Source organism: Chloracidobacterium sp., from assembly GCA_016720705.1.
Taxonomy (GTDB): domain Bacteria; phylum Acidobacteriota; class Blastocatellia; order Pyrinomonadales; family Pyrinomonadaceae; genus OLB17.
On the sequence record JADKKB010000001.1, the window covers coordinates 258,592 to 284,837 of the forward strand.

General features: G+C 54.2%; 19 protein-coding genes. 10 read left to right on the forward strand and 9 right to left on the reverse strand.

Annotation, left to right across the window (positions count from 1 at the left end; translation table 11 throughout):
• The first annotated feature begins 54 nt into the window (after nt 1-54).
• A complete protein-coding gene (locus tag IPQ00_01240; protein ID MBL0239190.1) occupies nt 55-987 on the forward strand; it encodes a YIP1 family protein in 933 nt (310 codons plus the stop codon).
• A gap of 101 nt (nt 988-1,088) precedes the next feature.
• Here the strand turns inward: IPQ00_01240 and IPQ00_01245 are convergent, their stop codons facing one another.
• From IPQ00_01245 to IPQ00_01265, 5 genes are all read right to left on the reverse strand, one after another.
• On the reverse strand, nt 1,089-2,351 hold the full coding sequence (locus IPQ00_01245) for an ABC transporter permease (protein ID MBL0239191.1): 1,263 nt from the start codon (nt 2,349-2,351) through the stop codon (nt 1,089-1,091).
• A 4-nt stretch (nt 2,352-2,355) separates the two neighbouring features.
• Nucleotides 2,356-3,591, reverse strand: coding sequence for an ABC transporter permease (locus IPQ00_01250; GenBank protein MBL0239192.1), 1,236 nt, complete (start codon nt 3,589-3,591; stop codon nt 2,356-2,358).
• Nucleotides 3,592-3,701: 110 nt separating this feature from the next.
• The gene (locus IPQ00_01255; protein ID MBL0239193.1) at nt 3,702-4,409 is read right to left on the reverse strand and encodes a hypothetical protein; all 708 of its coding nucleotides are present in this window, start codon (nt 4,407-4,409) and stop codon (nt 3,702-3,704) included.
• The gene (locus tag IPQ00_01260; GenBank protein MBL0239194.1) at nt 4,409-5,086 is read right to left on the reverse strand and encodes an ABC transporter ATP-binding protein; all 678 of its coding nucleotides are present in this window, start codon (nt 5,084-5,086) and stop codon (nt 4,409-4,411) included. Before IPQ00_01260 ends, IPQ00_01255 begins: the two co-directional genes overlap by 1 nt.
• Before the next feature lie 80 nt (nt 5,087-5,166).
• Nucleotides 5,167-6,702 (reverse strand): efflux RND transporter periplasmic adaptor subunit, encoded by a 1,536-nt coding sequence (locus IPQ00_01265; GenBank protein ID MBL0239195.1) that lies wholly within the window; start codon nt 6,700-6,702, stop codon nt 5,167-5,169.
• Between the two features lie 531 nt (nt 6,703-7,233).
• On the opposite strand from IPQ00_01265, the gene IPQ00_01270 reads away from it, so the two are divergent.
• The 8 genes from IPQ00_01270 to ribD all read left to right on the forward strand — a co-directional run bounded on the left by IPQ00_01270 (nt 7,234) and on the right by ribD (nt 18,110).
• Nucleotides 7,234-7,566, forward strand: coding sequence for an FHA domain-containing protein (locus IPQ00_01270; GenBank protein MBL0239196.1), 333 nt, complete (start codon nt 7,234-7,236; stop codon nt 7,564-7,566).
• Nucleotides 7,567-7,588: 22 nt separating this feature from the next.
• Nucleotides 7,589-10,081 carry a protein kinase gene (locus IPQ00_01275; GenBank protein ID MBL0239197.1) on the forward strand — a complete coding sequence of 831 codons (2,493 nt, stop codon included), beginning with the start codon at nt 7,589-7,591 and terminating at the stop codon, nt 10,079-10,081.
• Nucleotides 10,082-10,097: 16 nt separating this feature from the next.
• A complete protein-coding gene (locus IPQ00_01280) occupies nt 10,098-10,589 on the forward strand; it encodes an RDD family protein (protein ID MBL0239198.1) in 492 nt (163 codons plus the stop codon).
• A gap of 60 nt (nt 10,590-10,649) precedes the next feature.
• The gene (locus IPQ00_01285; protein ID MBL0239199.1) at nt 10,650-12,284 is read left to right on the forward strand and encodes a SpoIIE family protein phosphatase; all 1,635 of its coding nucleotides are present in this window, start codon (nt 10,650-10,652) and stop codon (nt 12,282-12,284) included.
• Nucleotides 12,285-12,354: 70 nt separating this feature from the next.
• Nucleotides 12,355-14,163 (forward strand): HD domain-containing protein, encoded by a 1,809-nt coding sequence (locus tag IPQ00_01290; protein MBL0239200.1) that lies wholly within the window; start codon nt 12,355-12,357, stop codon nt 14,161-14,163.
• 26 nt (nt 14,164-14,189) lie between these two features.
• Nucleotides 14,190-15,797 (forward strand): DUF4013 domain-containing protein, encoded by a 1,608-nt coding sequence (locus tag IPQ00_01295; GenBank protein MBL0239201.1) that lies wholly within the window; start codon nt 14,190-14,192, stop codon nt 15,795-15,797.
• 141 nt (nt 15,798-15,938) lie between these two features.
• Complete coding sequence (ftsY, locus tag IPQ00_01300) at nt 15,939-16,973, forward strand: signal recognition particle-docking protein FtsY (GenBank protein MBL0239202.1); 1,035 nt, start codon at nt 15,939-15,941, stop codon at nt 16,971-16,973.
• 33 nt (nt 16,974-17,006) lie between these two features.
• Nucleotides 17,007-18,110: a bifunctional diaminohydroxyphosphoribosylaminopyrimidine deaminase/5-amino-6-(5-phosphoribosylamino)uracil reductase RibD gene (gene ribD / locus IPQ00_01305; GenBank protein MBL0239203.1), complete on the forward strand. Its 1,104-nt coding sequence runs from the start codon at nt 17,007-17,009 to the stop codon at nt 18,108-18,110.
• Here ribD and IPQ00_01310 read toward each other — a convergent pair.
• Both IPQ00_01310 and IPQ00_01315 read right to left on the reverse strand, forming a co-directional pair.
• Complete coding sequence (locus tag IPQ00_01310; protein ID MBL0239204.1) at nt 18,097-19,575, reverse strand: DUF1501 domain-containing protein; 1,479 nt, start codon at nt 19,573-19,575, stop codon at nt 18,097-18,099. The two genes, ribD and IPQ00_01310, sit on opposite strands and share 14 nt — an antisense overlap.
• A 4-nt stretch (nt 19,576-19,579) precedes the next feature.
• Nucleotides 19,580-21,724 carry a DUF1800 domain-containing protein gene (locus IPQ00_01315; protein MBL0239205.1) on the reverse strand — a complete coding sequence of 715 codons (2,145 nt, stop codon included), beginning with the start codon at nt 21,722-21,724 and terminating at the stop codon, nt 19,580-19,582.
• Nucleotides 21,725-21,892: 168 nt separating this feature from the next.
• Between IPQ00_01315 and rsmA the strand changes: the two genes are divergently transcribed.
• Nucleotides 21,893-22,705 carry a 16S rRNA (adenine(1518)-N(6)/adenine(1519)-N(6))-dimethyltransferase RsmA gene (rsmA, locus tag IPQ00_01320; GenBank protein MBL0239206.1) on the forward strand — a complete coding sequence of 271 codons (813 nt, stop codon included), beginning with the start codon at nt 21,893-21,895 and terminating at the stop codon, nt 22,703-22,705.
• Between the two features lie 15 nt (nt 22,706-22,720).
• Here rsmA and IPQ00_01325 read toward each other — a convergent pair whose 3' ends face one another.
• Together IPQ00_01325 and IPQ00_01330 are read right to left on the reverse strand one after the other, a co-directional pair.
• Nucleotides 22,721-25,519: a VCBS repeat-containing protein gene (locus tag IPQ00_01325; protein MBL0239207.1), complete on the reverse strand. Its 2,799-nt coding sequence runs from the start codon at nt 25,517-25,519 to the stop codon at nt 22,721-22,723.
• 40 nt (nt 25,520-25,559) lie between these two features.
• Nucleotides 25,560-26,201 carry a sigma-70 family RNA polymerase sigma factor gene (locus tag IPQ00_01330; protein MBL0239208.1) on the reverse strand — a complete coding sequence of 214 codons (642 nt, stop codon included), beginning with the start codon at nt 26,199-26,201 and terminating at the stop codon, nt 25,560-25,562.
• Nucleotides 26,202-26,246: the final 45 nt, after the last annotated feature.

Sequence of the window (26,246 nt, forward strand, 5' to 3'; positions counted from 1 at the left end):
CGGTGAACGTATCTGATGGTGTCGTAACCAAAATCAACCTTTATTGAGGAAAATATGAATCGAATAGCTGGAATTATCATTGCGGCCCTTGGTCTCGTAGTCGCCGTATTGGGCGCAACCAAGATCGTGCCTGGCCTGACCTCGCCCGGCGTATTTATGATCGTGCTCGGTGGGCTAGTCATCGGACTTAGCTTCATAAACAAGCCGGCGGTCGAGGGTGATGTTGAGAGGATGTCAACGGCAAGTAGCATAGTCAATATCTTTTTTGCCCCAAGCGAAGTCTTTCGTAATCTCCGTTGGCACCCGCGATGGCTTGTGCCCATCTTGCTGATGGTCGTTATGTCGGTCGCATACAGCAATCTATTTTCGGCACGCATCGGCATCGATCGGATCACCAACTTCTCCATCGATAAAACGCTCGAGATGCCTATGATCGCCGGTAGCGAAGACGCCAGAAAGAGTGTTGAAGCCGGACGTGTGCAAGCTTTGGAGGATGCCAAAAATCCCGTGGCCCGCGTAGGCCAAGTTGCTGCGTCGTTTGCCGGTTTCACAATCCTCTACGCGATCCTTGCCCTAATATACTTTGTTTTTGCATTGGCGATGGGCGGCAAGCTTAACTTTTGGCAGGCGTTTTCGGCTGCAGTTTACGCGGCATTGCCGATCAATATTATTAAGTTTGTACTCAACACCACGCTTCTATACCTAAAGGATCCGACCGATATTCACCCCATCCTCGGTCAGCAATCGTTGATCCAGGACAATCTTAGCTTCCTTGTTACTTCAGCTGAGCATCCGGTAATTTTTACGCTGCTTGCGTCGTTAAGCGTCCTTGGTTTTTACTGGCTGTTTATGAATGCGATCGGCCTCAAGAACGCCGGCGAGAGGGTTAGCGGAACCATCGCTTGGTCGGCGTCGATCTCAGTCTTTTTGTTCGTTCTACTTTTCGGTATGGCGATGGCGGTGCTGTTCCCGAGTTTTATCAGCTAGCTTTTGGAGCTACTGCAAAATACGACCGCCCGCAGATCTATTCAAGATTGCGGGCGGTTACTTTTTGTGCGAATTGGCATCGGCCACGATCCGGAAGTTTACTATTCGTATCGTAGCGATTCGATCGGATCGAGTCGGGCCGCTTTCCAGGCCGGAAACAGTCCGAAGGCGAGTCCGATACCGACGCTTGCGACAAAGCCCGCGATCGGTGCCCAAAGCGGTACATACGAGGGCAAAAACAGACGGACAAGGAGCGTCAAAAGCCACCCAATGAGTAAGCCGACGATACCGCCGAAACCGGTAAGAGTGGCAGCCTCGACCAAAAACTGTAGCAAAATGTCATTTTGACGGGCACCGATAGCCTTGCGGATGCCGATCTCTCTGGTACGTTCGGTCACGGAGACGAGCATAATATTCATCACGCCGATACCGCCGATCATCAGGCCCACCGAAGATATGACCACCATCGCGATGAAAACACCGTTCGTAATGGCCGCAAATTGATCGATGATGCTTGCCGCGGTTTCCATTGCAAAGTTGTTCTTATCGCCAAATTTTACTTGCCGGCGAATTCTGAGCAGATCCTGCACTTGATCTTTTGCGGCGTCGAGTTGACCGTCTTTTGCGATGGCCAGAATGAAGAGATCATCGGCATTCGGCTTGAGCTTGAGTGCTGCCCCCATCGGCATATAGATGACATTTGACTGATCATTATTGCCGCCGCCGCCGCCGAAAAGTTGTTCGCGCTTCTGCAAAAGGCCGATGATCCTGAATTCGGAGCCGCCGATCTCCACCGTTTCGCCGATCGGCGATCTATTCGGGAAATAAGCATCACGGATCGAGTCGCCTACTACACATACATTGGTCTTTGAATCGTTTTCAGCCGGCGAGAACCAACGCCCGTCGATCAGCACCTCGCCCGGAGCCTTTTCAGCATCCGGAAGCGTTCCCTGCAGCTGTATGGACGATGAGGTCTTGCCATTCTTTCCGGTGACGTTGATCTTTTGGCCAAAGAAATTGTTTGTAATATTGAGATACGGAACCGCCGCCTGTAACGAACTCAGGTTGCTTAGGGCCGCCGCATCCTCCATCGTCAGCGGCTTGCGCATACGCTCTTCGCGCGACGGGGAACTGGTGCGGATGCCGATATCCATCTTGTACAGAAATATCGACGTGGTACCAAAGGATTCGACCTGTTTTTCGACGGCTACCTTGATCCCGCTGATCAGCGACGAGATCAGCATCACGGTGATAACGCCTATAACCACACCGATGATCGTCAGAAACGAGCGCAGCTTATTGCTCCGCAGCGTGTCGATCGCCATCTTAAAGTTTTCGATAAATGAGGTTGTTGCGACTACCATTGGATCAATCTGCCCTCAGAGCCTCGATGGGATCCAGACGGGCCGCTTTCCACGCCGGATAAAGCCCGGCGAGTCCCCCGACAACTCCGGAAAATGCAATGGCAAAGAAAGCCGCCAGAAGAGATATCTTAGTCGGAAAAAAGAACGCTGTAATAGCCACGCCGGCGATCTCTGCGATGATGAGCCCGATGATACCGCCCAGAGCAGAGAGCGTGGCCGATTCCAGTAAGAACTGTCTTAAAATGTCCGATTGTCTCGCCCCGAGGCTTTTTCGTATCCCGATCTCGCGGGTTCGCTCGGTCACGGCGACGAGCATAATGTTCATAATTACGATGCCGCCGACTAGAAGTGCGATCGACGGTACCGCCAAAATTACCGTCCCGATCGGCTTTGTAACGCCGCCGATGAGATTTGTGATCGCGTCCGGCGTCAGAATACCGAAGCTATCCTTTTCACCGAAAGGAATCTTTCGCTTGATACGCATAAGCATACGCACCTCTTCGACTGTGTCGGCTACATTTTTTTCATCCTTTGATGTTACAACGAAGTACGGTGCCCGCTGACGTGTCAAACCGCCAAATGCCGACCCAAAGGTCTTGATCGGCAGCGTAATAAAATTATCCTGCGGCTGCCCAAAAACTGTGCCCTTTGCCGTCTGCACGCCGATAATCCGATAGGGAATACCCTGAATGGTCAATTCCTGGCCGATGGCGGATTCACGAGGATAGAGTTTGTTGGCGACGTCCCAACCGACATAGGCGACGCGGGCGCCGTTTGCGTTTTCGGGTTCGGAAAAGAATCGTCCGTCCGCGATGTCAAGCTTGTCGATCAGCGCCGTGACCGGTTCGGCACCGCTGATCTGAACGCTGGCCAGCGTCTCACCGCCGCCCTTGACATCACGACTCATACCGCCCGCTTTGGCACCGATCAGGCCGACGAGTTGAGCTCGTTCTTTGATGAATTCCATCTCATCAAAGGTCAATTCCGTATTTCGCCGCTGCGCTGCGGCGATCGTATCGGTATCCTTGAAATCGTCGAAGCTAAAGCGTCGAACTGTGAACGAATTCGATCCGATACCGGCGAGTTTTTCGTCAACGTACGAGCTAAAACCTTGCAGTAGCGACAAAACGATCATAAACGCAGTGACGCCGATTATCATTCCCAAAAGCGTGAGAAATGACCGCAGCTTATGCGCCAATATCTGGTCGAAGGCAAGTTTGATCGTTTCAGAAAAATTCATCGATACCTTAGCTTATCTAAGTCAAGCGAATGTTACGAGTTAATGCTGTTAAAAGTTTCGATGAATAATGCTCGAAATTCAAACGTAACTGCGTCGATCGACTAATAGCTTTACGATCCCACGCGATCCGCGCGTAGTAATTTGTAAAGAGATGCCAAATGTGAAAACAGTACGATCGGCACGACTATCGTCGGCAGATAAATGTATGGAAAGTACAGAACCGCGCGGTTGGGCTCGGCAATATTCAGGAATTGTATCGACGATGGAACCGACAACGCTGCGATGACCACAACATTTGCGAGTAGCAATATCCCGATGACGTTGAATGCGATCAGCAGGCCTCGCCGTGTCTCGCCGCCGCGAAATGCAAGCCACGCGACGATCGGTGCTGCGATTCCGGATAAGATATCAAAATTTAACCCCTGAAACGTCATCATCCGGGGCACTTGGCCGGCAATACTGAGCCAAAGCAGGACGAGTTCGACCGGAATACGCACGATGTGGAGCAACGTCAGAAGTTTCAGCGGCAAGCGTTCGACGTACGTTCGGTGAAAGGCCGCGATATATCCGAGCACTAACAGCAAAGCCGGCAAGATGCCGAAAAGAAACAGTCGCGGCGGTACCGATGTGAAATCCTCGTAAAACCCTAAAACAGAAAGTGCCGCCTGAAAGAATATCCAGAGCGGCAGAATGAAAATAAGAATTTGTGAGGGTAACAGTCCCAGTCCCGCTTTACGTGTGGCTCTGAGCAGAAACCCGATCGCCGTAAAGGTCGTCAGCAAAAAGACGATCGTTACATATGCCGGAACTGTTTCCATTATTTAATGCGTTCGTCCTTTTCGATCAGTCCGTCGCGGATCGTAATGACGCGATGGGCTCGTTCGGCGATATCATGTTCGTGCGTAACTACAATGATCGTGTTGCCCTCCGCGTGAAGCTTTTCAAATAGGGCCATGATCTCGTAGCTCGTTTTTGTGTCCAGTGCACCAGTCGGTTCGTCAGCAAGCAGGATCGAGGGATGATTGACCAGAGCCCTTGCGATCGCCACACGCTGCCGCTGGCCGCCGGAGAGCTCATTAGGCCTATGCAGCATTCGGTCGCCGAGTTCGACGGCCGCAAGCGACGCCTGAGCCTTCTCTTGCCGCTCGGCCGAACCCATACCTGCGTAGATCAGAGGCAATTCGACATTATGAAGTGCGGTCGCCCTGGAAAGCAGGTTAAAGGTCTGAAAAACGAAACCGACCTCCTTGTTACGAATGCGTGCAAGTTCGTCGTCGGTCATTTCCGAGACGAGATTGCCGTTGATCCAGTATTCCCCTTTTGACGGGGAATCCAGACAACCGATGAGGTTCATCAGCGTCGATTTACCTGAGCCCGACGGGCCGATGATAGCGAGGTATTCGTTGCGCTTTACTTCAAAAGATACGCCCTGCAGAGCGTGCAATTCTTCTGTACCCATCTGGTATGTCTTCCAGATGTTTCGCATCGAGATGATCGAATCCGAAGGATGCGATTCAGGCGATACCGTTCCGTTTTCGTTTCCGTTCTTTTGGTCCATAATTCGTTCCTTGGAAACTACTTAGCGGCTGCACCTTCTTTTTTGGTCTGTCGTTTAACGACTGTACCGTCTTTCAGCGTATTTAGTATCCGGCTCGGTCCGGTTATGACCTCGTCATCGGCTTTGAGTCCGCTGGTTATCTCTCGATCCGACTCGCCGACAATGCCGGTCGTCACTTCGACAAACTTTGCCTTGTTACCTTCGAGTACGTAAACGCCGGTGATGGTCTTGGGCTTATCTGCCGGTTGCGGTGTGTCGCCCTGGATCGTCGGGGCGGGCGATGCGTCCGGTTTCTTTTCGATCACGGCCTGGAGCGGCACTGTGATCACATTAGTTACAGTTTTCGTAGTGATGGTCGCGGTAGCACTCATTCCGGGACGGAGGCCGGTTTTCAGATCTTCCGGCAATTCAGTCAGCTTGATCACGACACGAAACTCTTTGGCTTCCTGCACGTTGATGTTCGTTGAAAGTCCGCCGCTGGTTTGCGACTTGCCGACTGCGAGCGGCGTCTTCTGCAAGACCTCACCGCCGATCTCTTTGTCGCCGAATGCATCCACCTTGACCTTTGCTTTTTGACCGACCTCGACCTTATCGATCTCGGTTTCGTCCACTTTTACTTCGACGTTGATCTGCGACATATCGGCGATCGTAAGCAGTGCGGTCGTCGAAAGTCCGGCAACGGCAAACGTTCCGACTTTGGACGGGATCTCAGCGATCACACCGTTGATCGGTGCAACCTGCAGGGTTTTGTCACGCTGGCTCTTACTGCCACGCAAGGTTGCGGCCTGCTGATTTGCCCTCGACTGGCTACTCTGAACACTGATCGACGCTGTTTCGACGCCGCGCTTGGCATCACGTACTGCAACCGCCTGTTGATTTCGCCGAGCAATGGCTTCGTTAACGCTTAGTTTTGCCGACTCGAGCCTTGCCTTTGCCGTGCGGAGTCCTACTTGAGCAGTTTCGAGGGCGTCCTTCTTCTGGTCATATTCCTGCCGCGAGATCACGCCGGATTCCAGAAGCTGTGCGTTTCGATTCAGTTCGCGTTGGGCGGTGTTGACATCGACCTGCGCACGGTCGACGTCGGTCTGCGACGTTACGACGTTTTGCCGTGCGGTCGTGACCGATGCGTCGGACGCATTCAATCCTTGTTGTGCTTGCGAATATTGATTTTGAGCTGCAGTGACCTGTGTCTGTGATACGCGGACTTCATCTTGTGCAGTCTGATATGCCGCGATCTGCGCGTCCGTATTCGAATTTAATTGGTTTGGGTCGAGTTTAACCAGCGGCTGGCCTTTTGTGACCGTATCGCCCTCTTTTACATAGATCTCTTCGATACGACCCTGGACCTCGCTCGTGAGATTCATAAATTGTATCGGGCGTATTTCACCCGACGATGTCACCGTCGAACGCAATTCCTTACGTGTTTCAAGTTTGACGACCGTGACCTCGGGCGTATCTGTTCGTGTGGCCAGAACGCTGCCCACGATGATGATCGCCAATAAAACAACTGCCGATACGCCGATGATGATCTTCTTTTTGCGGCTCAATGCCATAATCTACACTTACCCTCGCAACTGGTTACTATAATATTTCCGACGGAGCGGACACAATCGAATTGTACTTTCTTTATTTCAGCAATCAGGTATTACGACCATATTTTGCGTCAAGTTTCAAAAAAGTGACACTGCTGCCGAACTAGCAAAATTGCCCTTCGGAACCGTAATTTGATTGTTGACGTAATCCCGCTGTCGATTTACGATTTACGAACATTAAATTACACGCTAATATGTCAATAGTCGAATAAGGCCGTAAGCGTAAAAATTGCGACAATGATCAAATGTCAAAAATGCGGAAAAGATAGCCTGGCGGGATCGCGATTCTGCGATGAGTGCGGAGCACTGCTCATTGAGCCCGTTCAGCCAATAGAGACTCCGCCGTCGGTGCCTCTCTACCAAGCACCGATCACGACCGACGCGCCGCCGCGTGCGGTGAGCGTGACATCAGTTGGCATTCCACCCGTGGATGCGGAAATTCTTTCGGTTGAGCCATTGCCTCCGCCGACGCCTTCAACGGTGTCGGGCACGATGAATGCAAAGCTCGTCATCGAACGCGGTGATTCGCCGGGAATTGAATTTAAGTTTTCGGGGACTGAAGCGATCATCGGGCGTTGGGATGCTGACAATGGGGTTTTCCCTGATGTTGACCTCGACGCTCACGACGGTGAGGCCAAGGTGTCGCGGCGGCACGCCCGTATCAAGTTTCAGGATGGTAAGTACCAGATCGAGGACCTTGGGTCTACGAATGGTACATATGTAAATCGCGGCCGTCGATTGCTGCCGGGTAATTCTCAGGCTCTGGTTGACGGTGACGAAGTTATTGTAGGGAAGACGTTTATGCGTTTTCATATTATTGGTTAATTCTCGTTGGTAAAATTTCCTAATGGCGAACTGTCAGGAATGCAACTCCGAAGTTGCTGACCAAGATACATTCTGTCCGTATTGCGGCATCTCACTGCAGCCTGTTGTCGTGTCCGGCGACGATAGCGTTGATATGGGAAACACGATCGTGATGCAGGCACCGGTCCCCAAAATCATTTCGGACATTGTCGCTCCGCCTCCGGATGAGACATCAGACGTTCCGGACGAAACTTCCACGACGGCGGATGAAACTTCCACGACGGTGGTTGAAACTTCCGACGCGGTGGTTGAACCTTTTGACGCGGCGGATGAACCTTCTGACGCGGCGGATGAACCTTCTGACGCGGCGGATGAACCTTCTGACGCGGCGGATGAACCTTTGGATGTTGCGGATGAGGTCGAAAACGCCGGAACCGCGGATAACGTTCCGGAATTGATGGAGCACGATGAAGCCGTCGAATCCGACGACATGTCCGAACCGGACGAATTTGCCGAGCCGACAACCGATCCGTCGGAGGTCGCGTCGACGCCTCTAGAACAAATTTCTGAAGATGTGCCGTTGCCGAACGAAGAACCTGAGGCCGTGGATTCGCCGCAAGTTGTGGACATCAAGGAACCGGAGGCTTTCGTCATCGAAGATGCCTCCGCCGAACTGTCGGTGGGAGCGTACGATCCTGTCGAGGTGTCTCCCGAAGATCAGCCCGTCCCGGAGATCGACGCCAACGACGCTGAAGCGAAGGTTGTGGAAAGAGTGGATGCGGAAGTTGCGGATTCCGGCGACGCTTCTATTTCTTCCGTCACGGAGCCCGTCGAACTGATCGAACCGGTTGAGGACGAACACAAATATCCGTTTTCACTTGTCGAGTCAGATGTCGTGATCGACACCGACGTCGTGATGTTGTCCGAGCAAGACATTGAGCCCGAACCAACGGAAATCGAAAGTGCGTCGGAGTCGCCCGAATTAGAAAGCAAGGTCGAAGCACCACCCGAAACTGCAACCGACGCGGTCCCGGTCGCAGCGTTCACGGATCCGGCGGCGATCAAAGCCGGAACATCCTCAGGCGACCTTGGGGCCGATAGCAAGCTCTCATTCACTACGCCGAATTTGGAAGCCGGCACGGACGGCAAGCGCTCCGGCCTCAAACCTCTGAGCGAGGGCATTCTCCTAAACGGCCGATACAAGATCGTGAAAAAGATCGGCGGCGGCGGTATGGGAGCCGTTTACCTCGCCGTAGATCAAAATCTGGGCGGGACACAGCGAGCGGTCAAGGAGATGGTCCAATCGCACATCGAGGAGGAGCAGCAGGCCAAAGCGATCGAGGACTTTAAGCGTGAATCGATGATCCTGTCGGCTCTTGATCATCCTTCGATCCCGACAATATACGATTATTTCTTTGATGAGGCAGAGAGCAGATTTTATCTCGTGATGAAGTACATCTCGGGCGGCGATCTGGCCGGCCGTTTACGTTCTGCCCCTGAAGGACGCATCGACGAGCGCACCGTCACAGAATGGGCCGTCCAAGTCATAGACGTTCTGCATTATCTGCACTCGCTGCCGACGACCATCGTATATCGTGATCTCAAACCGTCGAATATAATGATCGACGGCAATACAGGCCGCGTTATGCTGATAGATTTTGGCATCGCACGGTCAATTAACCAAACGCAGGAAAAGGGCGTGACCGCTGTCGGCACAATGGGTTATGCTCCGCCGGAGCTTTTCAGCGGCCAGGTCGAACCCCGTTCGGACATCTATAGTCTGGGCTCCACGATGTTTCATCTGCTGACGGGTGCGGATCCGCAAAACAATCCTCTGCTGATCTTTGATTTCCAAAAGAATCCGCGGCCGCGGCAGATCAATCCACGACTTTCCGATCAGATGGAACGGATCTTGATGCGGGCTGTCGAATACAGTGCTGATGCACGCTTTTCTAGTGCTCTGGAAATGAAACTGGCGTTGCAGCAGCATCTCGAAGACCTCGGTGCGGGCCGTGTCAGCTATGGGATCAGCGAGGCTCCCGCCGCGGTCAGCCTGGCCAATCAGAATGTTTTCTGCGGATTTTGCGGACAGCGGATAGTTGCCACGGATCTATTCTGTGCATTTTGCGGTTCTAAGCAACCGCTGGCTCAGCACGGTGTCCATTCCGAGATATACGCGGCTCGGGCCAACGCCACCGCACGGCTTGTTATCGAGGGCACCAGCCAGCTTGAAATGCCGGCATATATGCTCGACAAAAGCGAAAATCTCGTCGGCCGGCGTGATCCGACGTCGAACATTTTCCCCGAAGTTGATCTTTCTAAGTTTGACCCGCAGACCAAGATTTCTCGTCGTCACGCACGCGTTTGGCGTGACGGCAGTTCATTTCTGGTCGAAGACCTCGGCTCATCAAATGGAACGATCCTTTTAGGCTCAGCGGGCGATGCCCTCAGGCTCACTCCGCATCAGGCTCATCCGCTTGCCAACGGCGATCGGATACGCGTCGGTGATACGACATTGCACTTCATTTTAGGTTAGACAATAATCGTCCAATATGACCACACAGGCATCCGATCCGATCCAGAATATATCCGAAAGCGGTGAGACAATAGTCGCGTTCTCCGCGGAGCAACTTCAGGCTCCGTTTATGCTTCGGGTCGGCGCTTTGTTGATCGACTATATGGCTTTAATGATCCTGCCGGTATTAGGGTTATTTTCAAATAAGACGTTTGGGGATATGAATATCGTCACCGACCGCACGTTGTGGTTCCTGTCGATCGTTTTCTTTTTCTTTAACATCGTCGTCCTGCCGGCTTTCACGGGCCGCAGTCTTGGAAAAATGTTGACCGGACTTCGGGTTGTCAATCGCGACGGCAGTATCCCAAAACATAGGACGATCATTTTTAGGCAGACCATCGGACTGCTACTTACGGCACTGACGCTTGGACTAGGTTTTCTTTTAAGTGTTTTTGGCAAAAGCGGCCGAGCTCTGCACGACCTCGTTTCCGGGACCGTCGTCGTGCACGGCAAACGGCGGATCGTTTAGATATAAATTAGACCAATGGCGCAATTGTTGATCTCGAACGCTGGAGTAGGGGACCAGACGGTGCCTCTCAGTCGACTTCGTACCACGATCGGGCGATCGGCCCGTAGCGATGTATGTATTCCGGACGCATTCGCATCGCGGCTTCACGCGGAGGTCCGCAAAGAGGGCGATTCATATTGGCTGCACGACCTCGGTTCGGCCAACGGAACCCGATATAATGGAAACTTAGTCGCAACGCCGATGCCGCTCTCGGACGGCGGTGTTGTTCAGATCGGAGAAACGACGATAGTATTTTACGGCGATCGGGTCGCCACGCCGTATGTCAGTGCGACGCTGATCGGCGATTCGACATCGGCACTCGACCCATCCAAGACCATTGCTCTATCGGGCAAACGCAATCCGACCACAGAATTTCTAGACTCGACAATGTCCACCCGCACTGATCTGCTGGGTCTGATCAGTAAGGTGGGCGTTGCACTTTTGTCATCAAGCGGGCTCGACGAAACACTTAATCAGGTCGCATCGCTAGTCTTCGATGCGGTTCCGGCCGAGCGCGTAGTGATAATGCTGCGTGATGAGAAGGCGAATGACGGTATGCACATACGTGTCGCTCGCGAACGTGGTAAAGATCTCCCGACCGAGGAGATCCGCATCAGCCGCAACATTATGAATGAGGTCGTCGAGAACGGAAAATCCGTCCTGACGTGCGACGCTCAGCAAGATCCACGATTCGCCAGCCAAACATTGGTTCTGCAGGGAATTCGGTCGGTTCTGGCGGTGCCGCTGTGCGTGGATGAGCGTCACGTTTTCGGCATCATTTACGCTGATTCACCGACATACTCGGCAAATTTTAACGAGGAGCACCTCGACATCCTTACGACTTTGGCATCGGTCGCGTCGATCCGCGTCGAAAACGCGAGTCTTCTGGACGAGCGGATCAATCGCGAACGGATGGAACGCGAACTCGAACTTGCGACAGAGATCCAGCAGCGATTCCAACCCGCCGGGCCGCCGGTTGTCGCAGGATACGAGTTTCAGGGCATCTCATTTTCGTGTTATGAGATCGGCGGTGACTATTACGATTTTATCGAGCGGCACAATGGCAAGATGCTGGTCGCACTCGGTGATGTTTCGGGCAAGGGAACTGCGGCGGCGTTGCTTATGTCGAGCCTGCACGCGGCGATCCACGCCCAAGTCGCGGCAAAGACCCCGCTTGATGAGACTGTCGTCTCGATCAATAAATATCTGGCGGAAAATACACCCGCAAACCGATTTATCACGCTCTTTATCGCGGAACTCGATGCTGTGACCGGTGATCTTACGTTTATCAACGCCGGCCACAATCCGCCCTTGATCGCGCGTGCCGACGGCTCGCTTGAATTACTCCAATCAGGCGGTTTACCGCTCGGGCTTATGAGCTTTGCCGAGTACGAGACCGGCACCGCTCACCTCGATCCGGGCGACGTGCTATTTATTTATTCCGACGGTGTTTCCGAGGCAAATAATCTGAACGAGGACGAATTTGGTATGGATCGGCTCAAGCAGGTTATCAGCACCAATGTCGGGCGTTCGGCCTCGGCTATTCGTGACCGAGTTGAGAGTGCCCTGTCAGACTTTACCGGAACTGCGGAACCGAATGACGATATCACGCTAGTGATCGTCAAACGGAATTTGCAGTCTTCCGCTCCGCGTTAAAACTTGTTGACCAGTCTGCGGAAATAGATTAAAATCTTCATTGGCGTTTCCCATACGCCGTCCCCCGCAGATGCCTCGAAACGCAAAAAAACTCAGTCTCATATACTTTGTCATCGCCACGCTCTTGGTGGTCGGTATGGTGCCGCTTGTCCTAACCGGTTGGCTCTTGTCGAACAAGAGCGGTCAGGAACTGCGAGCGGCCGAAAATCGTTACCAGATACAACTCGTTCAGGAAAAGGCCCGTCAGATCGAGGCTTTCGGCAAACGCAACGGTGATCTTGTTACCGGAATTGCCGACGGAATTGAACTCTCGAACAATTCCGGTGTCTTCCTGGCTCCGGCCACCGAGACAAAACTCGGTTCTATGCTCTCTGCCAATCCGGAAGTGCTGGCGATCTACGTCAAACCGGACGGTGCCGATTCGCTTTCCGTCTTTCGGTCCAACGGTTTGACTCGTGACGATGTCGAAAAACTCGCTTTCGATGCGTCCACTTCCGCCTCCGCCGGCAAGGTCAGTATCGGCAAACTCCAGCCCATCGGTTCCTCAGGTGATCTGGTGATGACCTTTACAACGCTGGCCACTGTACCGGGCGGCAAACACGCGTGCGTTGTGGCGATAACTTCTCTGCGTGATATTGCACGGCTCACGGTGGGCTTCAGTTCATTGAAGGAGCGCGATCTATGGCGTAACGGTCTGCCGATCATTTTTGTCGTGGACGAGGACGGCCGGGCAGTATTTCACCCCGACGCAGGCCTCCAAGCGTCTCGTGAGTCACTCAATGACCTTAAGATCGTCAAGGATTGGCGGGAATCGGGTGCACAGGTCCAGTCGGCCCTTGTGCCGTTCACTGCGGAATATGAAAAGATCTCACACGAGATGATCGGTGCCTATTCGACCGCCCGGATCACCGCGGACCGTTCGCTTGGCGTCATCACGATGCAGGATGAAAAGACTGCTCTGGCGTCTGTCGGCGATATGCGTCTGCAAACCTGGTTGATAAGTTTGGCATTTGCCATATTTGCGCTGATCGCCGGACTCGTGCTGGCGAGGTTCTTGACGGCGCCGCTCCTAACACTTGCTACGGCCGCTAAGAGTATTGCCGCCGGTGACTATTCGACACGTGTTAAGAGCCGCGACATTACTGAGATCGGGACGCTCGGCGATACGTTCAATCTAATGTCGGAAAAGATCGAGGACCAGATCGCAAATCTCGCCAAGGCAGCGGCCGAGAACCGCGAACTGTTCGTCGGCACCGTCAAAGCACTTTCAGCCGCGATCGACGGCAAAGATAAATATACCCGAGGTCATTCCGAGAGAGTTGCACGTATCTCCGTCGCGATGGGCAAACGCCTAGGGATGGGCGAGCAAGAGCTTGATACGCTCCGAATGAGTGCTCTATTGCACGATATCGGCAAGATCGCGATCGACGATTCGATCCTCAAGAAGCCGGCCGCTCTGACCAACGAAGAATACGAGATAATGAAGACTCACCCGCAAAGGGGTTACAAGATAATGTCGCAGATACCGGCGATGAAGGACTTTTTGCCGGGTATGTATATGCATCACGAAATGGTCAACGGAATGGGTTACCCGCAGGGACTCTACGGCGATCAGATCCCGCTCCAGGCAAAGATCATCTCGGTCGCGGATACATTTGACGCGATGACCATCGATCGACCGTATTCCAAGGGAATGGATCTGTCGTCCGCTCTTGCGAGCATCAAGACGTTTATCGACACCCGCTATGACGGTGCAGTGGTCGAAGCTTTGGTGGACGCTTGCAGTGCGGGTGAGGTTGCCAACGGTATAGTCCGCCAGATGGCGGCTATCCGTGAAGCGGAAAAGGAAGAGGCGGCCCAGGCCAAGCTTGTCGCTTAGACTCAACCGATTCACTTTATCAGCTAATGAATACAGAACAGGCACAGGAACAATGGCAGATCGAGACCGAAGGGCAGGTCCGTGATACCAGTTTTGCAGAGCTAACGTCGTGGATCGAGGGCCGGACCCTGCAACGCGGTGACCGCGTACGCAAAGGCAATCTCCGCTGGATCGAGGCCGGTCGTGTGCCGTCGCTCGTCTCGGTATTCAATGCAGTCGAACACGGCCAACCCGTACCGCCGGTCATTTCAACTACCAAATTAGAGCCAACTCGGCTTGCTCCCCAAAATTCAGTCTCGCGGAATATCGCCGCGCCGCAGGAAGTTGCGGAACGAGTCTGCAGTGTCCACGCGGATGCACTTGCGGATTTTGTCTGCGGCACTTGTCACAGTGAGTTTTGCAGAGCGTGTCCTAATTCATACGGCGGAACGGTCAAAATTTGCCCGTTTTGCGGTGCGATGTGTTCGCCGATCGCCGCACCGTTGGTGAACGCGGCGGGACGACCAATTCCGAACGCCCCGGCTGACACCTCTTTCGGCTTCGGTGATTTCGCAAGAGCCTTAGCTCATCCGTTCAAATTCAAGGTCAGTCTGATCGTCGGTGCGTTGATGTATATGGCATTTTCGGTCGGCCAGTCGGCGGTGTCATTCGGCGGCTATGTGCTGATGGGCTCCGCCCTATTCTGCTTTCTGCTGGCAAATATGTTGACGGTTGGCATCCTTACAAACACCGTCGAAAACTTTACGCAAGGCAGATTGGACGCGAACTTTATGCCTTCGTTCGATGATTTCAATGTCTGGGACGACATCGTACACCCCTTCTTTCTCAGTATTGGGGTTTACGTCGTTTCATTTGGTCCGCTGATCGTTGTCGGGATCATCGCGATATTTATGATGATGAATTCTGCTCCGACGGCATTGAACGGTATTAAGAGTGATGCCTCAAGGATCGTCGATCCGGGTCTCCCCTACGCCGCCAACGCCGCCAAACAAAGTGAGCGTGTTCGGGAGATCCTCAAAAAAAATGCCGATGAACAGCAACGTCGTGTCGCGGCAATGAACGATGCGAATGTAGATGCGTCCAAGGTCGAGGAACGGGAAGCGATCGTCGACGCCGACAAATTGAACGCTGATAATCTTGAGGAAATGCAGCGAATGATCGGCCAGCAACGAAAGGCCCAACTCGAATCGGCTCTCGGCAAAACACCCGAGACCGTTGCCGCCGAACGAACACAGTTTCTCAAAAGCCTCGTCGGTTACGGGGCGGTGTTTCTGATCGTTGGCGGGATCGCAATCCTTTGGGGGCTTTTGTATTTCCCGGCCGCGTGTGCCGTCGCGGGATACACTCGGTCATTCACGGCGACGATGAATCCGCTCGTCGGACTCGACACCATCAAGCGTCTCGGCACGTCATATATTCTCATTCTGGTGATGGGTTTGCTCTTGGCAATTGCTGCAACGTTGGTCAGCGGCGTGCTCTCGGTCATATTTTCACCATTCGATCTGCCGTCGATGGGCAATCTGCCCGCCAAGGCAATCGGCAGTCTGTTCGGTTTCTACCTCTCGGTGGTATTTTCGTGCATTATCGGTTACGCACTTTATAAAGCTGCGGATCGCCTAAAGCTCGCCAGATAGACATCGCCCAAATACGCAAGAATTTATCGCACGTTGTTCAGCGTGCGATATTTTTTTATACTCAGTAGTTTGGCAGAGAGTTGGAAACTCGACCGTGTGTGGGTGTTTGGAGTTTTGCGATTCAGGTCGGTTAAAAAGTATATGGCGTTTTTTTGGCGTAGAAAAAAGGAAGACACGTTTTCGAGCTCAGTGCTGGGGCTGGATAAGTCCGTCGAAGAACTGCAGGCTCAGGAGCAGGCGATCGAGCGTGAGATCGGCGTTCGGTTTACCAAGGCGATAGCAAAGACGCGCGATACGATAAATGATCGGCTCGACACGATCTTTGAGGGTCGCAAGCAGATCGACGAACAACTGCTCGACGAGCTCGAGGAGATGCTGATCTCGACCGATATTGGCGTCGCAACCACGATGCAAGTGCTCGACACGATCCGAAAAGGCGTGTCGCGGCAGGAGATCGGCGACGTTGAGGCTCTCAAGCGTGCGATGAAAAATGAGCTCCTCGATACGCTCAAGAATTCGAAAGAACGAGGCGTTGCGGACGAACGTTCGATACCCGAGAATATCAAACCGTATGTGTTGATGGTCGTCGGCGTCAACGGCGTTGGTAAGACCACCACGATCGGCAAACTCGCCCAGCGTATCAAGAATGAGGGCAATGACGTCCTGATCTGTGCTGCGGATACTTTCAGAGCCGCCGCGAGTGACCAGCTTGAGATCTGGGCGGATCGAGCGGGAGTTCAGATCGTCCAGCAAAAGCAGGGAACCGACCCGGCGGCAGTATTGTTCGACGCTCTTGCGGCGGCAAAGGCCCGTGATTCGGACGTTTTGATCGTGGACACCGCGGGCAGGCTGCATAACAAAGCTCATCTGATGGCTGAGCTCGAAAAAATGAAGCGGATATCAGCCCGTGAGGTGGAAGGTGCACCGCACGAGACGCTGCTCGTCATCGACGCGGTTACCGGCCAAAACGGACTCGAGCAGGCGAGGCAGTTCACCAAGGTCGCGGACGTGACCGGCATCGTGCTAACAAAACTAGACGGGACCGCCAAGGGCGGTATCGCGATCGCCATCGCCAAGGAACTGAATTTACCGATCCGTTATGTCGGCATTGGTGAGCAGGTTGACGACCTTATGGTTTTCGACGCCGAAAGCTATGTAAACGGTCTTTTCAATTAGCATACAGCACGTTTTTTTCCCGATCGGAGTATTGTGACCGAAAGCGACGACATACAATATCTTTTGCGAGCACTGGAACTCGCGTCTGACGGCAAAGGCCTCGTCAGCCCCAATCCGCTCGTCGGTTGTGTGATCGTGTCTGCCGACGGCAAGGTGGTTGGCGAGGGAACTTACACGCTTGACGGCCTTGTTCACGCTGAGGCCATCGCGCTTGAGCAGGCCGGTCCGGACGCGATCGGCGGCACGGCGTACGTCTCGCTCGAGCCGCACGACCATCACGGTAAGACGCCGCCCTGTACCGAGGCTCTGATCAATGCCGGAATTCGGCGGGTCGTTTGCCCGATCGAGGATCCAAATCCGCTGGTCTCAGGCCGCGGTTTCGACCATCTTCGAGGGGTCGGAATCGAGGTTGTCGTTGGCCCCCTGGCGGCGGAGGCGGCAAAGATCAACGAGAAATTTATCGTCTGGCATCAGCAACAGCGGCCGTTTGTACATCTTAAAATGGCGATGTCGCTCGATGGCCGGATCTCGGTGGATTCGAGCATCTCGACCGCACTTTCGGGGGAAGATGCCCGCGGGCGCGTTCAAGAACTCCGTCACGAACACGATGCGATCCTGATCGGCGGCAATACTGCGGCGGTCGACAACCCCAGCCTGACCGACCGCAGCGGCAAACCGCGTCGGCGTCCGCTCGCTCGTGTCGTATTGGACAATCGGCTTCAGATCCCGCTTAGCTCAACGCTTGTAACGGCCACGGCCGACGCACCGACAATCATTTTCACTAACAGCCGTGACCACGCCAAGATCGAACATTTACGTGCTAACGGCGTCGAAGTCATCGAATTAGAATTGGGCGGCCGGGACCTTTTGGCGGTGCTTGCAGAATTGCGCCAACGGGATATTCAAAGCGTTTTGGTCGAAGGCGGGACTGAGATCGCCGGAGCATTCGTTGACGCACGACTCATCGACAAACTTACATTCATCGCCGCTCCGCTCATCATCGGCGGACGTGAAGCTCCAACTGCCGTCGGCGGAATGGGCGCCGATTCGATCGCTTCAGCCTTAAAGCTCCACGACGTCCGCGTTACCCAACTCGGTGACGATATCGAGATCACCGGCCACGTCAGGGCTGCATAAAGCCCAGATCCGTCTGAGCAAAATTGGTCAGGTTCGGGAAAACGTATCCCATATCTGCCTGTTCCAGTCCAAACCACTTCGCCAAGGTACCTGCGTATTGCTCGACGCCGGTCGTCGGTATCCAACGGCCACGAGCGTTCGAGCCGATATCGGCGTCATCGGGGCCGTTTAGTACGAGCGAAGGGAACGGTGAACCATTTGTTGTGTTAACGCCAAAAAAATCGCCCCCCAACACGCCATCGCCGATCACTAAAGAGTGATTTGCCCACGCGTGATCGCTACCGGCGTTGACACCCGACCCGGCCGGATTGAAGGTTCGTCCAAAATCAGAAAGTGTAAACTGCGTCACCTTATCTCCGAGTGATTGTGCCGACATTTCGTCGTAGAACGAACGGCACGCCTGACTTAACTGAAGAAAGAGCGAGGTTTGCGCCACAAGTTGGGTGCTATGGGTATCAAATCCATCGACCGTACAGAAAAATATCTGCCGATTCATATTTAGGGAAGCACGATTCTTTATCAACCGGGCGATCTGCTTCAATTGGTTGCCAATGTTCGAGTTTGGAAACGCGACAGTCACATCCGAACTGTTATTGAGCGACGCGGCAATAGCCAGAGCCTCGCGTTGGACCGCGTTCGCGGCAGCGTCCATATCATTTGTCGACGTTAGGCTATACCCGCCGCTGATCGCCGCGTAGCGAGCATTTGCCGCGGCCGTGCCGTTAAATCCGGTCATCGCCAGAATGCTCCCGAGCGGTGTCGGTGCCGGGCCGATGGCCAACGGCAGAAGCTGTTCACCGATGGTAAAGATGGGCTCACCGGCGATCGAGTTCACCGTCGGGAGCAACCGTTGTGGATTACTCGAATCCGACATACGGTCAGACATTCGCCCGCCCCAACCCGACATAGTGACATCGCCGGCACTCGCGTTCATCTGCTGATTGGATTGATCAGTGTGAGAAAATAGCTGCAGCGGACGCGGCACACTGCCTGACTGATACTCCGCACGGGTCATAGGCCTCACCAATGTCCCCACATTGGTTACCGCTGCCATTTTGCCGTTTGCCCAGAGCGGATGGATCCCGGGGTTGATCCCGCCGGTGACCGTACCCAATGACGGATGCAATCCGTACGTCAGCCCACCGATACGCGGAACGGCGATCGGTAGCAGTGACCCTTGCGGCAGTGCCAGACCTTGTGCCGACCGAGCGGCACTGTATGCCGAATAGTTGCTAATACTCGCGTCGTTATGATTCGGCACGATCAGATTATTGCCATCGTTTCCACCAACCAAAAATATGCATACGAGGGCTCGATAGTCTGACGGTACCGCATTGCTACGTCCTTTAACGCTACGCTGGGCTAGAGCGGACATACCATTGAAATAGCCCGACTGGGTCGCAAGTGCCGTCATACTCAGGGCAGTGGCCGATCTGCACAAAAAATCTCTGCGTGACTCTTTCATATATTTACTTTTGTACCTGGTATTGTGAGGAGGCCGCGATCAAATAGACGGCCGTCTTGACCCGTCTTATGCTATCTGCGGCAGAAACTGCCTGAACAGCGGACAAGATCAACGCCCGGTGTTCCGGCGTCAGCGTGCCGTGCATCATCTTGGTATTAAGTGCATCGACAAGTTGTCCGCCCGTGGAGTCTCCTTGGGCGATCGGAATCAACTCGGTATAGTCGAGCGAAGTACCGCGAAGAGCATCCGTCGCATTCGCCGTCAGCCCTTCAAACCCCAGAATATAGAGAAAATTGGTTCGCTTAACTGCTGTGCCGCTATTAAAGAGCTCAAACTCCGGTGCGTTGATCGTCGTCCCGGGGATTGTATGATCCGACTTAAAATAGTTGAATACCGTCGGCGAATTGAACGGATTCTGTCCCATTGCCGTTATAAACGAACTTACACCGCCATCCGATGGGTCGATGCCGTTATATGCCTTTGCAGGAAACAGGCGCCCAAGATTTGTAAGCAATTGGACGGGCTCACGCAATTTGCCATATCGTGGGGCTGTCTTGACGTCACCCCGAGCCTCCGGGTCGAGCAATATCGCCCTGATCACGCTCTTCATATCGCCGCGCGTCCCCGAACCATTGTCGTTGAACGCCGCGGCAACGCGAGCGACGTACGCCGGTGACGGGTCACTTGTGACCATTTGCTGGATCAGCAACTTGCCGATGAACGGGCCAAGATTCGGATGGGCAAATATATTGTCAAGAGCGTCCTTGATCGAAGATTCGGCGTACGCCCGGATCGCAGCATCGTTTGTGCAATCGGGGCACGCCGGGATCGACGTGACCGGTGCTCCAGGATACGCCATCAGTGTCTTGGCACTCAGATCGTGATTGGCCGGGATCAACACCATCGGGTCTTTGTAATTGACGATGCCGGGCGTGGCATTTGCACACGCGGCCGTGTTGCAGTAAGTCCAGCCTGTAAATACCCTTGCGAGATCGTTGATGACCGTCTGATCGAACGTCGGGATCGCCCGGTCCTGCCCGTCGAGTTTCCGTGTGCCGTCCTGATTCAATTGAAATAGTCCTATCGAAAAAAGTTGCAGGATCTCGCGCGGATAGTTTTCGTTCGGATTATTTTTGGTGCTCCGAACCATATCCAGATAATTGCCCATGGTCGGGCTCAGCGTGACATCGCCCAACAGATCGCGGTAATTGCCAAATGCACCATTGGTGAGGACTTTGTGATAAGCGATGGCGTGGCTGGATTGCTGCGTCGTCGTCCCCGAAGTGACCAGGATCTGGCTCAGAGCCCAGGCCGTCCGATGACGTAGTTGCGCATCACCGTAAAATGCCTCACGAAAAAACCACTGCTGCAGCGGGATCATCGAATATCTGTCACGAAAGCAGGTCGGATTAGTTCCGGACTGGCAATCGGTCGGCGGCGAGGTCGGCATCTGCGGAGGGTCGGGAAACGGGATGTATGGATAAGGTGTCTCAAACTGCTCAACGAGCCACGTTCTGAGTCCGATCCGCCTCAGTCTTGCATCCGTCGCCGACGTTGGCCCGAAGGTGGCCTGCTCGAGAAAGCGTGTACGGTCAGCCGACCAACGGTATCCGACAAATTCAGCTGCAGGTGCGGTGTTAGTTCCCAATTCGGGAGCCGGACCGATTTTGCCGCCTTTAGATCCGAGAGCGATCTTTAGCGGGTTGCTGGCCATTCCGCGCCAAGTAACGTATATCCAAGAGTCTCCCGAATCGACAGGCTGGCCGCGATAGCCGTTGACATCCCAAATGCGAATGCTCAACGCGATCACGTCGCGGGCAGTCGGCAGGATCTCATCAGACTGCAACTCAAAGGTGCGTCCGCTGGGTTGCTTTAGATAGACGCGGAATGCATTTGCTCCCTCACCGTCGATCAGCGGTAGCCGTTTGAGGAATAGTATTGCTCTCGCGTCGCGTCCGGCGGTAAAGACATCCTTTGGAGCCTTTGGGTTGCGTCCCGGGTATGCCGACGGATCGATTGCTGAAACACGGCCCGATCCCGCCGAACTTAGCAGAACAGGTGCGGGAGAATTTGGGTTTAGATCATCCTGTGCCGCCGCAGTTACAACTATGACGGCAAACAGAAACGCCGAGGTAAACAAACCTTTCATATTCTTGAATATCGAGCTAAATTATCGCGATTTACGCCTGTAAAGGATGCTAGTTCATCATTCTAGCCGAATTTGCCGGACAATCAAAGAAGATTTCCGGCCGAGTCCGACCGGTAATCCCAGTTGCGACGTTGAATGTCGGCCGCCGCCGCCTTAAAATCAAGTCCGATGAAACAGAAATGGGGCAATTCGGGCCACCGGGCAAAGAGATCGTTCGGGCAAAACTTTTTGGTTGATGAAAGCGTGGTGCGGAGCATCGTCGCCTCGCTGTCCCTCCGGCCTGGCGAGAGCATCGTCGAGATCGGTCCCGGCCGCGGCGCGTTGACCGCCGAATTGCTTGAAACGGGAGCAGACGTAACGGCGATCGAGATCGACCGCGACCTTCACCCGCTGTTGCTTGAGAATTTTGGCTCAAGATCAAACTTTAAGCTTATTGCCGACGACATCCTGCAGGTGGATCTCAACGAACTTTTATCAAATATCGACGCGAGCGGTAGCGTAAAGATCATCGGCAATCTCCCTTACAATATTTCGACGCCGATCCTGGAAAGGGTAAGTAAGGCTCGACATAATTTTTCGCGTGCGGTATTTATGTTTCAGCGTGAGGTGGTCGAGCGTATCACGGCCCGGCCCGGCGAGAGTGAACGCGGCTATTTCTCAGTTGTGATCGAGGCGGCGTTTGAAAGTGTGGCTCTATTCGACGTGCCGCCCGAGGCATTTTCGCCGCGACCGAAAGTCTGGAGTTCGATCGTAAGGCTCACGCCCAAACCCGCGTCCGCCGCCGACGAACCGCGGTTTCGCCGCCTGATCAGTATGGCATTCGCCCAAAAGCGGAAGACGCTGCATAACAATTTGAAGTCCGTAATGCCCGACGCCGATTCCGCACTCGAAACGGTGGGGATCGATCCCGGTCGCCGCGCCGAAACGCTGACGTTGGCCGAGTGGGTGGAACTCTACCAGGTTGTTGAAAAAAAGTCCTAAGTCTCCATAGAGATTCTACGGAAGTTGATAACCCGGCGCCGGGAGATCGCCGTCAACTCCAAATGCAGTGATCAGAATGCCCTGGGTTGAGCGGTTAACGTACCACGTTCCGGTCGACGGACGGAATACCGCCGCGTCCGCTTTGCCGTCACCGTCATAGTCGCCCGGTGCGGGCAGATCGGTCGATGTTCCGAACGGCACCGCGTAAAAGCTCAGGTCCTCGCTTCTAAGTACAAACCATTCACCGCTCGACGGTCTCCAGAAAGCGATGTCGGTCTTGCCGTCGCCGGTATAGTCCATCGCGGCGGGTATGTCGCTTGAAACCCCGAATTGCGTTGCCAAAAGCCCGGCAGATGAGCGGTCGATCCACCACTGTCCGACTGAGGGACGATAGATAGCGATATCGGTCTTGCCGTCATTGTCGTAATCACCGACCTGAGGAATGTCCCCGCTCGCCCCAAATTGCCGGATAATCGTCCCTTGCGAACTAGCCTGTATGAACCACGTCGCGGTCGATGGGCGAAATACAGCGACATCGGCCTTGCCGTCCGCGTCAAAGTCCGCCGGTGTCGGCACATCGCCCGACGAACCGAAGGGAACCGCGTAGAAACTGTTGTCTTCACTTCTTAAAATAAACCATTGGCCGACACTTGACCGCCAAACGGCAACATCTGTCTTGCCATCGCCGGTGAAATCGGCCGGGACGATCTCGTCCGTGCCATTTCCGAACTGCATTCCGACAGTTTGGTTGTCAGAGCTTCGCGTAAACCACCACTGCCCATTCGACGGCCGAAATAACGAAATATCGGTCTTGTTGTCCCCGTCAAAATCAACGTGTGCCGCCGAATTCACGGCCGTGGATTCGCCAAATATAGTGAATGAGAAAATACGGGAGACCGAAAATCCGCCCGTCGCACCGGTGTCGTCTATGTACCATCTGCCGAAAAACGTCTCGCCGACAAGTGCCGGATCATCCGGGATCGCGATGATCGCCGAACCAAACCCGCCGCCCGGGCCATTGCCTTGCAGGTTTATCGTCTGGCGAATAAACGATCCGCTTGCCGGGATCGCTACGGTTCCCGGATCGGTCGAATTGATAACGAGCGTCGCCGTTGCTCCGCCAAGTGCGTTCGCGACGGCGACGGTAAATGCCGGATTACCCACGAGCGGAGGTTCGACCGCTACCGGTTGCGGAACTTGTGCACCGCTGCCGGCGACACCGGTTCCGGTCAATTTTGGGACACGGTCGGTCTCCGAGTACAATGTCGGGCGATCAAATGGCGGGAGCTCGGACGCGGCTCGCGGATCGGTGTGTGGGCGACGCAAAAAAGCTACAATATCCGCCTGTTGCTGGGCACTTAGTCCACGTGGGCGAACATTTCCATCCTTGTTCGGTGCATTGAAATCACCGCCGCGGTTGTAGAAGGCCACAACTTCATCCAGCGTACTAAACCGCCCATTGTGAAAAAACGTTCCCCGAAGTTCCACATTTCGAAGGCTCGGCGTTCGAAAACGGCCGAGGTCAGCATTATTTCCGGTTACCTGAAATCGTCCGGTGTCGTCATTCGTGGGCCGAACGCCGATGTATCTGAAACTGTTGTCGCTGGTCAGCGATCCGGCGTGGCATACCGCACATTGATTGCCGACAAATAGGTTTCGACCGTTCTGCTCCTGCTGGGTCAAGGGCGTGATGCCCGCGTTTGCGATGTCCAAAGGCGTTTGATCTGTGTATAGCGTTCGCTCATAGGTGGCGATCGCCAAGGCGATCCCGACGGGCGTCACATCCGGTGAACCAAAAACTTCTCTGAAGAGCTCAGGGTAGCTGCGGCCATTGATCCACGCTGTCAACGGGGCGGGCACGTTACTCGCAACCGCAAGCGGTTTGGACGAGGTGATCCGTGCAGCAACCTGATTCCAGTCCCGTCCGGCGTGAGACATCTCGGTCGGATTGGTCGGCGGACCCAAGATTTGGCTTTCGAGAGCACCGCCGACCTGTAGGATCACAGCGTTGGTGATCGGATCGCGAAATTGCTGCGTCGCGCGGCCATCCCAGAACATCACCGGGGAATATCCCGCGTTCAGGTACGACATCGAACTGCGGCCCGTAACCTGTTCTTTGAGGCCGAACAGGGAGGAAAGTGCGTATGTGCCATCGGCGTTGACCGTCGGCACTCCGCGCGAAGCGACAATATCGTCGGCGTTGCCAAAGAGTTGATCGAGTCCCGGATTGGTCGATGTCGCGGGTGTATTGCGAGCTCGCAGGTCATCGCCACCGCCCGCCGGCGTGTGGCAAGTGCCGCACGAAACCGTCCGGGTTGAGGATAATTGCTCATCCCAAAAGAGAGCTTTGCCGAGATAAACTTTCGATGCCGTGATCGGGTTTGCCGGGGGAACTGGCGGTGGCTCCAGCGGCGGTACCGGCCCTTGCTGTGTTGCGTTTGCCCTCGATCCCGAGTCGCTGGAGCTCAAGACACTGACACCCGAAGCGTTCTCAGCCCTTACCCAATAGAAAAGCGTCTGTCCCGGGGCCGCGGCCATATCCAGAAAGGTGTTTGCGGGCGTAGTTCCGACCTCAGTGGCGGTCGCGGCATTATCCAACGTATTTCTAAAGATGCGGTATGAGGTCGCCCCGCGGATCGCATCCCACTCGACGCGCACCTTGTTGTTGTATTTGTTGTCCGATGCGATGATGCCGGTCGGAGCCGAAAGAGAACTGCCGCCGCCCTGGCCCGAAACGGCGCCCGAGTTGTAAAGGCTTATCCCTGCGCATCCCATAATGAACGCGCTACACACCAATATTTTAATAGCTCTCATAAATAGATCTTTGGGTTTGCACTCACCGTCCACGGAAATCCTACCCAAATAGATGTCCAAAACGTGTCTTTATCTGATTCCTGCAGCGAAACAGACGTGATTTTAAGTTGCTTGGTGAAATTCCGATCATCTCGGCCGCCTCATTCAAGCTGTAGTCTTGCGAATAGACCAACGTCATCGCGATCCTGTCTCGAGCGTCGAGCGAGGACATTACTTTTTCAGCAAGTTGATGTGCGGTCAACGTTGCCTCCACGCTAGGTTGCCGTCCATCGACCACCGTTTCGAGATATTCATTCTCGTCGTCGCTCATCTCGGTGAAGAGGCTCTCGCCTTTGCGTTGCCGGCGGCGATACTCGTCATAACATACATTTACAGCGATCCGCGATATCCACGCCGGAAACGAATTATCTTCGCCGCCGCGATAATCCTTGAGCGAAAAGTACGTTTTCGTGAACGCGATCTGGACGAATTCCTCGATCTCACTACGCTCGCGGAAATATCGCCCGATTATTCGTGCGACCGGCTTTTTATACTTTTCAAATAGCTCACCAAAAGCGCGTTCATCGCCCTCGAGAACGCGGTAGACAATGGATCCGTCCGTCACCGGCGAATCGTCGTTAAGATCAGGCGATAGGGCTTTAGGCTCTGTCTGCAAGCTGATTTTTATAACCTCTTCAAACATTAACTTCAAGTCGAGCCCGACGTTTAAGTGCCGCGGCGGATATTG

Coding starts and splice junctions, on each gene's coding strand:
- IPQ00_01240 (MBL0239190.1), top strand. CDS start 55: ATGAATCGAATAGCTGGAATTATCATTGCGGCCCTTGGTCTCGTAGTC.
- IPQ00_01245 (MBL0239191.1), bottom strand. CDS start 2,351: ATGGTAGTCGCAACAACCTCATTTATCGAAAACTTTAAGATGGCGATC.
- IPQ00_01250 (MBL0239192.1), bottom strand. CDS start 3,591: ATGAATTTTTCTGAAACGATCAAACTTGCCTTCGACCAGATATTGGCG.
- IPQ00_01255 (MBL0239193.1), bottom strand. CDS start 4,409: ATGGAAACAGTTCCGGCATATGTAACGATCGTCTTTTTGCTGACGACC.
- IPQ00_01265 (MBL0239195.1), bottom strand. CDS start 6,702: ATGGCATTGAGCCGCAAAAAGAAGATCATCATCGGCGTATCGGCAGTT.
- IPQ00_01270 (MBL0239196.1), top strand. CDS start 7,234: ATGAATGCAAAGCTCGTCATCGAACGCGGTGATTCGCCGGGAATTGAA.
- IPQ00_01275 (MBL0239197.1), top strand. CDS start 7,589: ATGGCGAACTGTCAGGAATGCAACTCCGAAGTTGCTGACCAAGATACA.
- IPQ00_01280 (MBL0239198.1), top strand. CDS start 10,098: ATGACCACACAGGCATCCGATCCGATCCAGAATATATCCGAAAGCGGT.
- IPQ00_01290 (MBL0239200.1), top strand. CDS start 12,355: ATGCCTCGAAACGCAAAAAAACTCAGTCTCATATACTTTGTCATCGCC.
- IPQ00_01295 (MBL0239201.1), top strand. CDS start 14,190: ATGAATACAGAACAGGCACAGGAACAATGGCAGATCGAGACCGAAGGG.
- ftsY (MBL0239202.1), top strand. CDS start 15,939: ATGGCGTTTTTTTGGCGTAGAAAAAAGGAAGACACGTTTTCGAGCTCA.
- IPQ00_01310 (MBL0239204.1), bottom strand. CDS start 19,575: ATGAAAGAGTCACGCAGAGATTTTTTGTGCAGATCGGCCACTGCCCTG.
- IPQ00_01315 (MBL0239205.1), bottom strand. CDS start 21,724: ATGAAAGGTTTGTTTACCTCGGCGTTTCTGTTTGCCGTCATAGTTGTA.
- rsmA (MBL0239206.1), top strand. CDS start 21,893: ATGAAACAGAAATGGGGCAATTCGGGCCACCGGGCAAAGAGATCGTTC.
- IPQ00_01325 (MBL0239207.1), bottom strand. CDS start 25,519: ATGAGAGCTATTAAAATATTGGTGTGTAGCGCGTTCATTATGGGATGC.
- IPQ00_01330 (MBL0239208.1), bottom strand. CDS start 26,201: ATGTTTGAAGAGGTTATAAAAATCAGCTTGCAGACAGAGCCTAAAGCC.